The sequence below is a fragment of the Streptomyces sp. CNS606 genome (assembly GCF_000426325.1).
Genome location: NZ_AUFD01000021.1, coordinates 71,057 through 85,635, shown reverse-complemented (window position 1 = coordinate 85,635; position 14,579 = coordinate 71,057). Strand labels below are relative to the sequence as shown.

The 14,579-nt window shown below is 72.0% G+C and carries 15 protein-coding genes; 11 read left to right on the top strand and 4 right to left on the bottom strand.

Annotated elements, in window-relative coordinates:
• Positions 1-71: 71 nt before the first annotated feature.
• The gene (locus K304_RS0116110; RefSeq protein ID WP_078529203.1) at positions 72-620 is read right to left on the bottom strand and encodes a hypothetical protein; all 549 of its coding nucleotides are present in this window, start codon (positions 618-620) and stop codon (positions 72-74) included.
• Between the two features lie 127 nt (positions 621-747).
• On the opposite strand from K304_RS0116110, the gene hemL reads away from it, so the two are divergent.
• From hemL to ccsB, 6 genes are all read left to right on the top strand, one after another.
• Positions 748-2,067: a glutamate-1-semialdehyde 2,1-aminomutase gene (gene hemL, locus K304_RS0116105; protein ID WP_486591690.1), complete on the top strand. Its 1,320-nt coding sequence runs from the start codon at positions 748-750 to the stop codon at positions 2,065-2,067.
• A complete protein-coding gene (locus K304_RS29375) occupies positions 2,064-2,735 on the top strand; it encodes a histidine phosphatase family protein (RefSeq protein WP_037790686.1) in 672 nt (223 codons plus the stop codon). Before hemL ends, K304_RS29375 begins: the two co-directional genes overlap by 4 nt.
• A 103-nt stretch (positions 2,736-2,838) precedes the next feature.
• A complete protein-coding gene (locus tag K304_RS0116095; protein WP_027764588.1) occupies positions 2,839-3,447 on the top strand; it encodes a TlpA disulfide reductase family protein in 609 nt (202 codons plus the stop codon).
• Positions 3,448-3,454: 7 nt separating this feature from the next.
• The gene (locus tag K304_RS0116090) at positions 3,455-4,252 is read left to right on the top strand and encodes a cytochrome c biogenesis CcdA family protein (protein WP_027764587.1); all 798 of its coding nucleotides are present in this window, start codon (positions 3,455-3,457) and stop codon (positions 4,250-4,252) included.
• A 4-nt stretch (positions 4,253-4,256) separates the two neighbouring features.
• A complete protein-coding gene (gene resB, locus K304_RS29370; RefSeq protein WP_051308516.1) occupies positions 4,257-6,065 on the top strand; it encodes a cytochrome c biogenesis protein ResB in 1,809 nt (602 codons plus the stop codon).
• Between the two features lie 5 nt (positions 6,066-6,070).
• On the top strand, positions 6,071-7,177 hold the full coding sequence (gene ccsB, locus K304_RS0116080; RefSeq protein ID WP_027764586.1) for a c-type cytochrome biogenesis protein CcsB: 1,107 nt from the start codon (positions 6,071-6,073) through the stop codon (positions 7,175-7,177).
• A gap of 99 nt (positions 7,178-7,276) precedes the next feature.
• Here the strand turns inward: ccsB and K304_RS29365 are convergent, their stop codons facing one another.
• Positions 7,277-7,618, bottom strand: a complete 342-nt coding sequence (locus K304_RS29365; protein WP_037790684.1) for a PLD nuclease N-terminal domain-containing protein — start codon at positions 7,616-7,618, stop codon at positions 7,277-7,279.
• Positions 7,619-7,697: 79 nt separating this feature from the next.
• Here K304_RS29365 and K304_RS0116070 point away from each other — a divergent pair, with 79 nt between their 5' ends.
• Together K304_RS0116070 and mqnP are read left to right on the top strand one after the other, a co-directional pair.
• Complete coding sequence (locus tag K304_RS0116070) at positions 7,698-9,149, top strand: menaquinone biosynthesis decarboxylase (RefSeq protein ID WP_027764585.1); 1,452 nt, start codon at positions 7,698-7,700, stop codon at positions 9,147-9,149.
• Positions 9,146-10,045: a menaquinone biosynthesis prenyltransferase MqnP gene (gene mqnP / locus K304_RS0116065; protein WP_027764584.1), complete on the top strand. Its 900-nt coding sequence runs from the start codon at positions 9,146-9,148 to the stop codon at positions 10,043-10,045. Before K304_RS0116070 ends, mqnP begins: the two co-directional genes overlap by 4 nt.
• Before the next feature lie 69 nt (positions 10,046-10,114).
• On the opposite strand, the gene K304_RS0116060 is transcribed toward mqnP, so the two are convergent.
• Positions 10,115-10,708 (bottom strand): rhomboid family intramembrane serine protease, encoded by a 594-nt coding sequence (locus K304_RS0116060; protein ID WP_027764583.1) that lies wholly within the window; start codon positions 10,706-10,708, stop codon positions 10,115-10,117.
• A gap of 168 nt (positions 10,709-10,876) precedes the next feature.
• Positions 10,877-11,935 (bottom strand): hypothetical protein, encoded by a 1,059-nt coding sequence (locus tag K304_RS0116055; RefSeq protein ID WP_027764582.1) that lies wholly within the window; start codon positions 11,933-11,935, stop codon positions 10,877-10,879.
• A 62-nt stretch (positions 11,936-11,997) separates the two neighbouring features.
• Between K304_RS0116055 and K304_RS29360 the strand changes: the two genes are divergently transcribed.
• The 3 genes from K304_RS29360 to mqnE all read left to right on the top strand — a co-directional run bounded on the left by K304_RS29360 (position 11,998) and on the right by mqnE (position 14,492).
• The gene (locus tag K304_RS29360; RefSeq protein ID WP_051308515.1) at positions 11,998-12,696 is read left to right on the top strand and encodes a UbiX family flavin prenyltransferase; all 699 of its coding nucleotides are present in this window, start codon (positions 11,998-12,000) and stop codon (positions 12,694-12,696) included.
• 105 nt (positions 12,697-12,801) lie between these two features.
• Positions 12,802-13,257 carry an Lrp/AsnC family transcriptional regulator gene (locus K304_RS0116045; RefSeq protein ID WP_027764581.1) on the top strand — a complete coding sequence of 152 codons (456 nt, stop codon included), beginning with the start codon at positions 12,802-12,804 and terminating at the stop codon, positions 13,255-13,257.
• A 68-nt stretch (positions 13,258-13,325) separates the two neighbouring features.
• Positions 13,326-14,492, top strand: coding sequence for an aminofutalosine synthase MqnE (gene mqnE / locus K304_RS0116040; RefSeq protein ID WP_027764580.1), 1,167 nt, complete (start codon positions 13,326-13,328; stop codon positions 14,490-14,492).
• The last annotated feature ends 87 nt before the right edge of the window (positions 14,493-14,579 follow it).

The following is a 14,579-nucleotide window of genomic DNA, read 5'->3' as shown; positions in this document are numbered from 1 at the left end:
GTGGGGCCCGCGTGCCGTGCGTGCGGCGTGCGGGGGTGCGCACGTGTGCGCGTGCGTCGCGCTGCCGAGGCTCAGGGCCAGACGAGGCAGTACGGCTGGTGGCCGGCCATGTGGAGGCGTTCGGAGAAGTCCTGCCACTCGTGGAGCAGCCGGTAGACGTTGAAGGCGTCCTGCGGGCCGCTGCGGTCGGGGACCGTCGACCAGATGAACGCGGCCGCGCCGACCGACTCCTCGCCGATGCCGCGCAGCGGGTCGACGACCGTCATCGGGAGCTTCACCACGGCGTAGTCCGGGTGCAGGACGACGAGTTCGAGCGGCGGGACGCGGTGCAGGGGTATGCCCTCGATGCCCGTGAGCACCATCGCCGCCATGGTCTCCGGCTTGATCTTGGTGAACATGCCGTGGCCCAGCTCGTCGCCGCCGAGCTCTTCCGGACGCATGGAGATCGGCACCCGGGCGGCGGTCGCACCGTCCGGCGCGCCGAAGTACTTGTAGGTCACCCCCACTCCGCCGCCACCCCTGCTGCTCTCTGTTCTCGCCGCTTCACGCCGGTGACGTCCCCGTGCCTGCTCAGGCTCGAGTCCCCCGGTACCCTCGCCCAGTCCGCCACCGCGCTGCATGTCACCACCCGACCACTCGCGGCCCCCGCCGCGCAACCAGATCATCGTGTCAAAGACCTCCCCGCGCAGGCGGGCGCGAAACGCCCCGAGGGCGTACCCGCTGGGGAAGGTCTGCCACCATGGCCCCGTGACTCACTCGTACGACACCCCAGTATCGCAGTCGCTCTTCGATCGTGCCGCCGCCGTGACTCCGGGAGGCGTGAACTCGCCGGTCCGCGCCTTCGGCGCAGTGGGCGGTACGCCCCGCTTCATGGTGTCCGGCACCGGTCCGTACCTCACGGACGCCGACGGCCGCGAGTACGTCGACCTGGTCTGCTCGTGGGGGCCGATGATCCTCGGCCACTCCCATCCCGAGGTGCTCTCCGCGGTGCAGGCTGCCGTGGCGCGCGGCACGTCGTTCGGCACGCCGGGCGAGGCGGAGGTCGAACTGGCCGAGGAGATCGTGGAGCGGGTGGCGCCGGTGGAGCGGGTGCGGCTGGTCTCCAGCGGCACCGAGGCGACCATGTCGGCGATCCGGCTCGCCCGCGGGTTCACCGGGCGGCCCAAGGTGGTGAAGTTCGCCGGCTGCTACCACGGCCACGTGGACGCGCTGCTGGCCGCCGCCGGCTCGGGCGTCGCCACCTTCGCGCTGCCGGACACCCCGGGGGTCACCGGCGCGCAGGCCGGCGACACGATCGTGCTGCCCTACAACGACCTCGCCGCCGTGACCGAGGCGTTCGCCGCGCACCCCGGCCAGATCGCGTGTGTGATCACCGAGGCGTCGCCGGGCAACATGGGCGTCGTTCCGCCCCGGGACGGCTTCAACCAGGCGCTGCGCGACCTGTGCCGCACGCACGGCGCGCTGTACGTCTCCGACGAGGTCATGACCGGTTTCCGGGTGAGCCGGGCCGGCTGGTACGGCCTGGACGGTGTCGAACCGGACCTGATGACGTTCGGCAAGGTGATGGGCGGCGGCTTCCCCGCGGCGGCGTTCGGCGGTCGCAGGGACGTCATGGACCACCTCGCTCCGGCCGGTCCCGTCTACCAGGCGGGCACGCTGTCCGGGAACCCGGTCGCCACCGCCGCCGGCGTCGCGCAGCTGCGGCTGCTGGACGACGGGGCGTACGAGGCCGTCGACGCGGTCTCCGAGCGGCTGCGCGGCCTGGTCACCGAGGCGCTGACCGCGGAGGGCGTCGCCCACCGGCTCCAGACCGCCGGGAACATGTTCTCCGTCTTCTTCACCGACACCCCGGTCACGGACTACGCGGGCGCCAAGGCCCAGGAGGCGTTCCGCTACACCGCGTTCTTCCACGCGATGCTGGAGCAGGGCGTCTACCTGCCGCCGTCCGCCTTCGAGTCGTGGTTCGTGTCCACCGCGCACGACGACCGCGCCGTCGAGCGAATCGCCGCCGCCCTGCCGTCCGCCGCGCGCGCCGCGGCCCAGTCGAAGCCGGAGGCCGCCGCATGACCCCCACGGTGACGGTGGTGCACGTCGTCAGACACGGCGAGGTGCACAACCCGGAGGGCATTCTGTACGGCCGGCTGCCCGGCTACCACCTGTCCGAACTCGGCCGTCGCATGGCCGACCGGGTGGCGGAGCACCTGGCCACCCGGGACATCGTGCACGCCGTGGCCTCGCCGCTGGAGCGCGCCCAGGAGACGGCCGCGCCGGCCGCCAAGGCCCTCGGTCTGGATCTCGCCACCGACGAGCGGTTGATCGAGGCGGGCAACCTCTTCCAGGGCAAGACCTTCGGCGTCGGTGACGGCGCCCTGCGGAGTCCCGCGAACTGGCGGCACCTGCGCAACCCCTTCCGCCCGTCCTGGGGCGAGCCGTACATCGACCAGGTGGTGCGCATGTCGGGCGCCGTGGAGGCGGCGAAGGACGCGGCACGCGGCCACGAGGCGGTGTGCGTCAGCCACCAGCTGCCGATCTGGACGCTGCGCTCCTACGTCGAGCGGCGCCGCCTCTGGCACGACCCGCGCACCCGCCAGTGCACCCTCGCCTCACTGACCTCGTTCACCTATCTGGACGACAAGATCGTCTCGGTGGCGTACAACGAGCCGGCGCTGGACCTCGTACCGCCGCACCTGCGGGCCGGCGGCCCGCGCGGCGACCGGCCCGCCGCGGGCGCCTGAGAGCGGCTGCTCGTATGCGTCCCGAAACCTGCTCCGACCTGCTGATACGCGCCCTACCAGGGGGTGCGGGGAGCGTCCTGCGACCCCATGGGAAACTTTTCACATGAGTCCGATCCGCGCCTTCCGTCGTCGTACGCCCCTGTCCGCCGCGGCCGTACTCGCCGTGGCCGGCGGGCTGCTGCTGACCGGATGCGGGGACGACCCGAAGGCCACCGGGGGCGGGGACAAGGGCTACGTCCAGGGCACCGGCCGGATCACGAAGGTGCCCGCCGCGGAACGCAAGGACGCCCCCGACATCGGCGGCGAGACGGTCGGCGACGGTCAGGCGCGCCTCTCCGACTTCCGCGGCGAGGTCGTGGTGGTCAACGTGTGGGGTTCCTGGTGCGCACCGTGCCGGGCGGAGGCCCCGCACTTCGCGAAGGTCGCCGAGGACCTGACGGACGACGGCGTCCGGTTCCTCGGCATCAACACCCGCGACCAGTACAAGGAGCCGGCCCAGGCGTTCGAGCGCACCTACGGCATCCCCTACCCGAGCCTCTTCGACCCCAGCGGCCGGCAGATGCTGAAGTTCCCCGAGGGCACGCTCTCGCTCCAGACCATCCCTTCCACGCTGATCATCGACCAGGACGGGAAGATCGCCGTCCAGGCGCTCGACGAACTCGGCGAGAAGCAGCTGCGCTCGCTGATCGAGCCGGTGCTCGCGGAGAAGTGACGGTGCGATGAGCGACCCCACCGCGGCCCTGACCACCCTCGCCGTGGCGCCGGACGAGACCGTCGTCAGCGGCGCGCTGATCCTGGCGCTCCCGATCGCGCTGCTCGCCGGGCTGGTGTCGTTCTTCTCGCCCTGCGTGCTGCCCCTCGTCCCCGGCTACCTGAGCTACGTCACCGGCGTCAGCGGCACCGACCTCGCGGACGCCCGCAAGGGCCGGGTGCTCGCCGGCGCCGCGCTGTTCGTCCTCGGCTTCACCGCCGTGTTCGTCTCCGGCGGCGCGCTGTTCGGCTACTTCGGCAACACCCTCCAGGAACACCGCGAGATCATCTCCCGCGTGCTGGGCGGTCTCACGATCCTGCTGGGGCTGTCGTTCATGAGCTCCGGCTCCGGCCTGCTGAACCGTCTCACCAGCCGCGAGTTCCGCATCCACCGCCGTCCGGCCGTGGGCCTCGCGGGTGCGCCGATGCTGGGCGTGCTGTTCGGCATCGGCTGGACGCCGTGCATCGGCCCGACCCTGTCCGCGGTGACCGCGCTCGCGCTCAACGAGGCCAGCGCCGGGCGCGGAGCGGTGCTGACCGCCGCCTACTGCCTGGGCCTCGGCCTGCCGTTCCTTCTCGCCGCCGTGCTGTTCCGCCGCACCCTCGGCGCGTTCGGCTGGGTCAAGCGGCACTATGTCTGGGTGATGCGCATCGGCGGCGGCCTGCTGGTCGCCGTCGGCGTGCTGCTCGTCACGGGGGCCTGGGACCGAATCGTCTACGAACTGCAGGTGTGGTCCGGCGCGGCCGGATTCACCGTGGGGATCTGAGCGCATGACCGACGACACCACCACCCGGCCGGACGCCGAGCGCCCGTCCGCCGCGCGCCCGGACTCCGCCGCGGAGGAGCCGGAGCTCGGCGCGGCCATGTCGCAGCTCTCCACCGCCCCCGTCGAGGAGAGCGGGCAAGCCGTGCAGGGCTCGTTCGGCGGCGTCCGCGCCCCCGGCGTCAAGGGCGGCGCCGCCTGGACCGGCCGCGAAGCCCTCGGCTGGGCCCGCTGGTTCTGGCGTCAGCTCACCTCGATGCGGGTCGCGCTGATCCTGCTCTTCCTGCTCTCCCTCGCCGCCATCCCCGGCTCGGTCATCCCGCAGTCCTCCGTCGACCCCACCCGGGTCGACGACTTCCGCGCCGAGAACCCGACCCTGGGGAACGTCTACGACGCGCTCCAGCTCTTCGACGTCTACAGCTCGGTGTGGTTCTCCGCGATCTACATCCTGCTGTTCGTCTCGCTGATCGGCTGCATCCTGCCCCGCAGCCTGCAGTTCGCCGGACAGCTCCGCGCCCGTCCGCCGCGCGCCCCGCGCCGCCTGGACCGGATGCCCGCCTTCACCACCTGGCGCACCGACGCCTCCCCCGAGGACGTACGGGAGGCCGCGCGGGTGCTGCTGCGCGGCAAGCGCTACCGTGTGGCCGCCGAGGGCGACGGCGTCGCGTCGGAGAAGGGCTATTTGCGCGAGGCCGGCAATCTGCTGTTCCACATCGCGCTGATCGTGCTGCTGGTGGCCTTCGCCGCCGGCCAGCTCTTCCGCTCCGAGGGCGGCACGCTGGTCCCCGTCGGCAGCAGCTTCTCCAACACGCTCTCGCAGTACGACGACTTCTCCTCCGGTTCGCTCTTCGCCTCGGACGACCTCGACGGCTTCGGGTTCCGGCTGGACGACTTCGACGCGTCGTACGAGGAGAACGGCCCGAACCGCGGCAGCGTCCGTACGGCCCGCGCCGACGTCACGTACTGGACGTCCCCGGACGGCCCGGAGCGGAAGACCACCATCCAGGTCAACGAGCCGCTGGAGATCGGCGACACCAAGGTCTACCTGCTCGCCAACGGCTACGCCCCCGTCGTGTCCTTCACCGACGCGAGCGGCGAGGTCGCCTACCGCGGTCCGGTGCCGTTCCTGCCGCAGGACACCAACCTGACCTCCAGCGGAGTCATCAAGGTCACCGACGCGGTGAACGAGGAGGGCGAGCGGGAGCAGTTCGGCTTCCAGGGCTTCTTCGTGCCCACCTTCGGCGGTGCCGGCTCGGGCAGCATGTTCTCCCGCTGGCCGGAGCTGAAATACCCGGTGCTGTTCCTCACCGCCTACCGGGGCGACCTCGGTGTCGACTCCGGCATCCCGCAGAACGTGTATCAGCTGGACACGGACAGCATGAAGCAGTTCAAGGCCGAGGACGGCGGTCCGCTGGCGAAGAAGCTGCTGCCGGGCGAGTCCATGAAGCTGCCCGACGGCAAGGGCACGCTGAAGTTCGAGGGCGTCAAGCAGTGGGCGAACTTCCAGGTCGCCCACCAGGTCGGCAACGTCTGGGCCCTCGCCGGCGCGCTCATCGCCATCGCCGGACTCGCCGGCTCGCTGTTCATCCAGCGCCGCCGGATGTGGGTCCGGGCCGTCGCCGGCCCGGACGGCACCACCACCGTCGAGATGGCCGGGCTGGGGCGCAGCGAGTCGCCCCGCCTCCCCGAAGAACTGGGCGACCTCGCGTACGCCCTGCAGGACAAGGCACCGCCGGCCGCCGCCCCCGACGGGGACACGGCGGAGTCCGACGCCGACGCAGCACAAGAGGCACCCTCCCGAGGAGACCGCCCGTGAACCTGGTGAACATCGCCGCCGCGACCAACGAGCCGCTCGCCGAGATCAGCAACTACCTGATCTACTCCGCGATGGCCGTCTACGTCCTCGCGTTCGTCGCGCACATCGCCGAGTGGGTGCTCGGCAGCCGCAGCAAGGTGGCCCGTACGGCTGCCGCGCTCACCTCCGGCGCCGTGCAGGACGCCGCCGCGCAGGACGCGGCGCAGGCGGCTCCCGCGGTCACGGTCAGGAAGGGCGGCTCCACGAGCGTGCTGGAGCGCCCCAAGGTCGTCACCCGCTCCAGCGCCGGCCGGCGCGGCGACCTGCCCGACGGCCCGGGCGCCGCCGGCGGGGACGAGAAGGGCGACCTCTACGGGCGGATGGCGATCTCGCTGACCGTCCTGGCCTTCGCGCTGCACGCGGGCGGCGTGCTCACCCGCGCGCTGTCCGTCGGCCGGGCGCCGTGGGCGAACATGTACGAGTTCTCCACCGCGTTCTCGATGGTGATCGTCGGCGCCTACCTCGGTTTCCTGCTGGCGAAGAAGAACATCCGCTGGATCGGCCTGCCGCTCGTCACCACCGTGCTGCTCGACCTCGGGCTCGCCACCACCTGGCTCTACACCGAGTCCGACCAGCTGGTCCCCGCGCTCCACTCCTACTGGCTGTGGATCCACGTCTCGCTGGCCATCGTCTGCGGGGCGCTGTTCTACCTCGGCTCCGTCACCTCGGTGCTGTACCTCTTCCGCGACCGCTACGAGACCAAGCTCCTGGGCGGCGGCAGCCCGGGCGCGTTCGCCACCTCCGTGCTGGAGCGGCTGCCCTCGTCGTCCTCGCTGGACAAGTTCGCCTACCGGGTCAACGCGGCCGTCTTCCCCTTCTGGACCTTCACCATCGTCGCGGGCGCCATCTGGGCCGGCGACGCGTGGGGCCGCTACTGGGGATGGGACCCCAAGGAGGTCTGGTCCTTCATCACCTGGGTCGCGTACGCCTGCTACCTGCACGCCCGCGCCACCGCCGGCTGGAAGGGACGCAAGGCCGCCTACCTGGCGCTCTTCGCCTTCGCCTGCTTCCTCTTCAACTACTACGGCGTCAACGTCTTCTTCAACGGCAAGCACAGCTACGCCGGCATCTGACGTCCCGGCGCAGGCGGTACGGCCCGAGCGTGCGGACCTCGCCGGCCCGCGCCGACGGCCGCCGGGCGCGGGGACGCGCCGCCCCGGCCCCGGCAGGGGTCACGCGCCCGTCGGGGGCGGCGTCTCGTCGTCGCCGCCGCCGGTGTCGCGGCGACGGCGCTCGTCCTCCTCGCCCAGCGACTTGAGGAAGTCCGGGTTGTCGTCCGGCGCCACCCAGCGCCGCTCCTGCGGCCGCTGCGCACCGTACGGCGCGTTCCGCCGCGGCCTGCCGACGAGGAACCAGGCGACCGGGCCGATCAGCACCTGCCCGAAGAGCAGCACGATGAACACCCACGCCAGCTTCGGCAGCTTGCGCACCTCGTTCTCGGGCGTGTTCAGGCAGTCGATGAAGGCGAAGATCCAGATCGCCAGGACCAACAGGAACGGCAGATACCTGAGCATGCGGGGCGCCCCCTGGGGTGCGTCGGGTGTACGGACACCAGCGTAACGGCCCGGAAACCGCATGCTCGATACTGAGGCCATGGCATACGACGATCTCCGCTCGCTGCTGCGGGCGCTCGAACGCGAAGGCGACCTCAAGCGCATCAAGGCGGAGGTCGATCCGTACCTCGAGGTCGGGGAGATCGTCGACCGGGTGCAGAAGTCCGGGGGACCGGCGCTGCTCTTCGAGAACGTCAAGGGTTCCTCGATGCCCCTGGCCATGAACGTCTACGGCACCGACCGGCGGCTGCTCAAGGCGCTGGGCCTGACGTCGTACGCCGAGATCAGCGAGAAGATCGGCGGGCTGCTCAAGCCGGAGCTGCCGCAGGGCTTCGTCGGTATGCGGGAGGCGTTCGGCAAGCTGGGTGCGATGGCGCACGTGCCGCCGAAGAAGGTGCGCAACGGCCCGGTCCGGGACGTGGTGCTGCGCGGCGACGACGTGGACCTGGACGCGCTGCCCGCGCTGTTCACGTGGCCGGAGGACGGCGGGTCGTTCTTCAACCTCGGCCTCACCCACACGAAGGACCCGGAGTCCGGCGTACGGAACCTCGGTCTCTACCGCCTCCAGCGGCACGACAAGCGCACCATCGGCATGCACTGGCAGATCCACAAGGACAGCCGGAACCACTACCAGGTCGCCGCCCGGCGGGGTGAGAAGCTGCCCGTCGCGATCGCCTTCGGCTGCCCGCCCGCCGTCACCTACGCCTCCACCGCGCCACTGCCCGCCGACATCGACGAATACCTCTTCGCGGGCTTCGTCCAGGGCAAGCGCGTCGAGATGGTCGACTGCGAGACGGTGCCGCTGCAGGTCCCGGCCGATGCGGAGGTCGTGCTGGAGGGATGGCTGGAGCCCGGCGAGATGCTGCCGGAGGGCCCGTTCGGCGACCACACCGGCTTCTACACGCCGCAGGAGCCGTTCCCGGCGCTCACGATCGACTGCGTGACGATGCGGAAGAAGCCGGTCCTGCAGTCCATCGTCGTCGGCCGTCCGCCGACCGAGGACGGGCCGCTGGGGCGGGCGACGGAACGCTTCTTCCTGCCGCTGCTCAAGGTGATCGTCCCGGACATCGTCGACTACCACCTCCCCGAGGCCGGCGGCTTCCACAACTGCGCCATCGTCTCCATCGACAAGCGCTACCCGAAGCACGCCCAGAAGGTGATGTCCGCGATCTGGGGCGCGCACATGATGTCGCTCACCAAGCTGATCGTCGTCGTCGACGCCGACTGCGACGTGCACGACCTGCACGAGGTCGCCTGGCGTGCGCTCGGCAACACCGACTACGCCCGCGACCTCCAGGTGGTCGACGGGCCCGTCGACCACCTCGACCACGCCTCCTACCAGCAGTTCTGGGGCGGCAAGGCGGGCATCGACGCCACCGCCAAGTGGCCCGAGGAGGGCTACACCCGGGACGGCGGCTGGCCGCACATGGTGCTCTCCGACCCCGGCACGGCGGCGACGGTCGACCGCCGCTGGAAGGAGTACGGCCTGTGACCTCGAACGCGCAGGCGACGTCGAACCCCGTGCGCGCGTTCCTGCGGCTGGTGATGATCGAGCACTCGGTGTTCGCGCTGCCCTTCGCCTACATCGCGGCCCTGACCGCGATGTTCCTGGACGACGGGCGCGTGCACTGGTGGGAGCTGCTGCTGATCACCGTCGCGATGGTGAGCCTGCGAACGTTCGCGATGGCCGCGAACCGGATCATCGACCGCGAGATCGACGCCCGCAACCCCCGCACGGCCGGGCGGGAGCTCGTCACCGGCGCGGTGTCGGTGCGCACCGCGCAGCTCGGCGCGGCGGTCTCGCTGGCCGTCTTTCTCGGCGCGGCGGCCCTGCTCAACCCGCTGTGCCTGGCGCTGGCGCCGGCCGCCGTGGTGCCGATGGTCGTCTACCCGTACGGCAAGCGCTTCACGGACTTCCCGCACGCGATCCTCGGACTCGCGCAGGCCATCGGGCCGATCGGCGCGTGGATCGCGGTGACCGGCGCCTGGTCGTGGGAGGCGGTGCTGCTGGGCCTGGCGGTCGGCATCTGGATCGGCGGCTTCGACCTGATCTTCGGCTGCCAGGACGTCGCCGCCGACCGCGCGGAGGGCGTGCGGTCCGTGCCCGCGCGCTTCGGCATCGCGGCCGCGCTGTACGGCGCACGCGTCGCGCACGGGGTCACGGTGCTGCTGCTCGCATGGTTCGGCGTCGCGACGGGCGCGGGCCTGCCCTGGTGGGCCGGGCTCGCGCTCGTGACGGCCGCGTTCGCGTACGAGCACGCGCTCGTGCGGCCGGACGACCTGAGCCGCCTGAACCGTGCCTTCTTCACGGTGAACGGCTTCATCGGCATGGCGCTCTTCGCCTGCGCGCTGGCCGACCTCGCCCTGCGGGGCCTCTCCGCGGGCTGAGCCGCTCCGGCGGGCACGCGACGGGCGGGGCACCGCGGTGGCGGCGCGCCCCGCCAGGTCGGTGCCGGGTCAGTGCCAGGCCGGTTTCGGCTCGCCCGCCGCGCGGCTCCGCGAGGTCATGAACGCCGCCATCACGCCGCCGATCAGCCCGAAGAGGTGGCCCTGCCACGACACCCCCGGTGTCGTCGGCAGCACGCCCCACAGGATCGACCCGTACAGCACGACCACCACGCCGCCCAGCGCGACGTCCGCGATGCGCCGGTCCACGAAGCCGCGCACCACCAGGTAGCCGAACAGGCCGAAGACGAGCCCGGACGCGCCCGCCGTGTTGCTCGGCACCGGCGCCGTGACCCACACGCCCAGCCCGCTGACCAGGATGGTGATCAGCGAGACGGCCAGGAACGTGCCGATGCCGCGCAGCGCGGCCATGAAGCCCAGCACCAGCAGCGGCACGGTGTTCGCCATCAGGTGGTCCCAGCCGAAGTGCAGGAACGCCGCCGGGACGATGTCCAGCAGCTCGTCCGTCTGCCGGGGCGAGATGCCGTACGGGTCCAGCGCGTGACCGGTGGCGTAGTCGACCGCCTCCAGCACCCACATCAGGCCCACCCAGACCAGGATGAGCTTCAGCGCGGACGCGGTCCGGTACGTCGTCTCGCTCGTCATCGTGTGCCTCCCCTCCCCCTGGAGAGCCCAGTGCCTCTCACCGTGCAACGCTACCCGGATCGCCCCGGTTCCCCACGTGCCCGGGCGTACGCCGCGAAAGGGGGCCACGACGGGGTGCCGCTATGGCCGGGTGCCGCTACGAACGGGTGCCGCTACGACCGGGTGCCGCTACGACCGGGCCGCCCGGTAGAGCGCGGCGGCCAGCAGGTCCTGCGGCGCCAGCTCGGGCGCGTTCCGGGGCGGGTTCGGGGAGTACACGTCGCCCGGCGAGAACCGCAGCCGCAACGGCACGTCCGCCGCTCCGTCGCCGACCAGTCCGCCCAGGTCGAAGCGCACCTCGGCCAGCGAGCCGCGGCGCAGCACCACCTCCGCCGGCACCCGCCGGTCGCCCGCCTCGGCGGGGTCGAAGCCGGTGCCGAGCGGCTGGAGCAGCGGGGCGAGCGCCCGCGCCGTGCGCCGGGCGGGCAGCTCGGCGTGCAGCCGCTGCACGCCGTCCTTCTCCCCGGTCACCCGGTAGGCGGTGTGCCGGGTGAGCACGTCCTCCAGTCCGGCCATCGTGCCGCGCAGCTCGTCGCCGTCCAGCACGTTGCTCGCGCCGCGCACGCCGCCGCGGTGCACGGACAGGCCGGTGAACTCCTCCAGCGCCCAGGCGTAGTCCGCGAACGCCTCGGGCTTCATGCTGACCCAGCCGCCGCCCAGCAGGCGGTCGACGGAGTGCAGCGAGCCGGGCAGGTCGTCGGCGAGCCGCAGAACCCTCCGCACCCGATCGCGCTCCTGCCGGGTGAGTCCGCCGTGACGCAGCAGTTCCTTCGGCTGGATCCGCAGGTAGACCCGGTCGCCGATCGACTTGTACGACACCACGTCGCGGTCGCCGAGGCACAGGGCCATCACCAGCCGGGTCTCCGGGCCGTAGTCCTCCAGCTCGTTCAGGGCCCGCTCCGCCTCCAGCGCGAGCGCGACCTCGGCCTGCGCCAGCCGCCGCGCCCGTTCCGGGCCGGTGTCCCGTCCGAAGGCCGACAGCAGCTCCCGCACCTCGCCGACCGGGGCGTCGAGGTCGGCGACGACCGTCGCCGACTCCTCGGCGGTCATCCGGTCGACGGCGCCGCGCACGGTGTCGGCGGGCGAGCCCGCGGCTTCGGCGGGGCCGCAGGCGACGGCTCCGGCCAGCAGCAGGCAGACACCGCCGGCGACGGCGGCGTGACGGCGGGGTGAACGGGAGGCGCGCATCTCCCGAGCCAACCGCATGACCGCCCCCGTTGGCCAGCCGGGGTACGTCGTACGCTCGGTGCGTGACTTCCAGCCAGCGCCGGCCCTGGGTCGTGGGCGTCTCCGGGGCCTCCGGCACTCCGTACGCTGCGGCGGTGCTGCGTGCGCTGCTGCACGCGGGTGAGCCCGTGGACCTTGTGGTGAGCCGGGCCGCCCGGCTGACCGTCCTGGACGAGACCGGTCATCCGTTCCGCGACGCGCACGCCGAGGAGGACCTGCGCCGCTGGCTCGCCCGCGGCGCCGACGGCACCCCGGACGCGTACGACGTGGACGTGAGCGGTGTGCGGCACTGGGCGGCCGGCGACCTCGCGGCCGGGCCGTCGTCGGGGTCGTACCCGACGCGCGGCATGCTCGTCGTGCCCGCGAGCACGGCCTGCGTGGCGGGCGTGGCGCTGGGCCTGTCGAAGGACCTGCTGCAGCGCACCGCCTCGGTGACGCTGAAGGAGCGGCGGCCGCTGGTGGTGACCGTCCGCGAGACGCCGCTGACCGGCCAGACGCTGCGCCACCTGGTGACGCTGGACGACGCGGGCGCCGTGGTGCTGCCCGCCTCGCCCGCCTTCTACGCCGGGGTGCGGGACGCGCAGGACCTGGTCGACTTCGTCGCAGGCCGGGTGCTGGACGCGGCCGGCGTCCCGCACAAGCTGTACCGCCGCTGGCGGGGCGAGCTCGGCGGCGGCCGGGAGGTCACGCGGGACGCGTCGGCCCCGCCGGACGGCCCGTAGGACGGGCCGACCGCAGGAGATGACGCGGCCATGCCTTAGATTCGTATCCGAGGAATGCGGGAAACACTCGAATCCCGACCCGGGAAGACGGAAGGCGTAGGACGCATGGACGCGGTGGACAGGCAGCTCATCCAGGCGCTGCGCGAGAATGGCAGGGCCTCGTACGCCGAGCTCGGCCGGCTCGTCGGCCTCTCCGGCCCCAGCGTCACCGACCGCATCAACCGGTTGGAGGCGGCCGGCGTCATCACCGGCTACCGCGCGACCGTCGACGCGCCGTCGCTGGGCCTTGGCGTCACGGCGCTGGTCGGCATCCAGCTCTCCGACGCCGTCGACCACGAGGAGGTCGCGGGCCGGATGCGGGACCTCGCCGAGATCGAGGACTGCTGGTTCATCGCCGGCGACGACTCCTACATGCTCAAGGTCCGCGCGACGGACGTGGACGGGCTGGAGCGCACCATCCGCCGTCTCTCCGGCACCAAGGGCGTCTCCCGCACCCGGACCACCATCGTGCTCTCCACCAAGTGGGAGAACAGGGTCGGCGAACTGCCCGACGAGGTGTAGGGCTACGCTCGATCGGGGCGCCGGTACGCAAAGCGCCCGAATCCGTGAGGCGAGGAGGCGCGTGCGGCATGGACGCTGGGCTCAGGCGCGAGCTGGAGGACAAGGTCCGTTCGGGTGAGCGGCTCACCCGTGAGGACGGCATCGCGCTGTACGCGTGCGACGACCTCGCCTGGCTGGGCGGTCTCGCCCACGAGGTGCGGACCAGGAAGAACGGCGACGTCGTCCACTTCAACGTCAACCGGCACCTGAACATGACCAACGTGTGCACGGCGTCGTGCGCGTACTGCTCCTTCCAGCGCAAGCCGGGGGAGAAGGACGCCTACACCATGCGCATCGAGGAGGCCGTCAAGCTCGCCAAGGCGATGGAGGGCGACAACCTCACCGAGTTGCACATCGTCAACGGCCTGCACCCCACGCTGCCCTGGCGCTACTACCCGCGCTCGCTCAGCGCGCTGAAGGGGGCACTGCCGGACACGGTGTCGCTGAAGGCCTTCACCGCCACCGAGATCCACCACTTCGAGACCATCTCCGGCATGCCCGCCTCGGAGATCCTGGACGAGCTGATCGACGCCGGCCTGGAGTCGCTGACCGGCGGCGGCGCGGAGATCTTCGACCCGGAGGTCCGCCAGCACATCGTCGACCACGCCACCCACTGGGAGGACTGGTCGCGCATCCACCGCCTGGCGCACGAGAAGGGTCTGAAGACCCCGTGCACCATGCTGTACGGCCACATCGAGGAGCCGCGCCACCGCGTCGACCACGTCCTGCGGCTGCGCGAGCTCCAGGACGAGACCGGCGGCTTCCAGGTCTTCATCCCGCTGCGCTACCAGCACGACTTCGTCGACATGCAGGACGGCAAGGTCCGCAACCGGCTCCAGGCCCGCACGACGATGGCCACCGGCGCGGAGGCGCTGCGCACCTTCGCGGTCTCCCGCCTGCTCTTCGACAACGTGCCGCACGTGAAGGTCTTCTGGGTCATGCACGGCGTCCAGACCGCACAGCTCGCGCTGCAGCACGGCGCCGACGACATGGACGGGTCCGTCGTCGAGTACAAGATCACGCACGACGCGGACGACTTCGGCACCCCCGACAAGCTCACCCGCGAGGACCTGCTGGAGCTGATCCGCGACGCGGGATTCCGGCCGGTCGAGCGGAACACCCGCTACGAGGTCATCCGCGAGTACCCGGGCCCGGACGCCCAGCGGCGCGAAACGCCGCAGCCCATGAAGCTCTGAGGCAGACGCTGCGTCCGGCCAGGGGTGTGGGAGCGAAGGTGGGGTGACGGCTCGCTGCGGCGGTCGAAGGAGTGCCCGTGCGGCGCT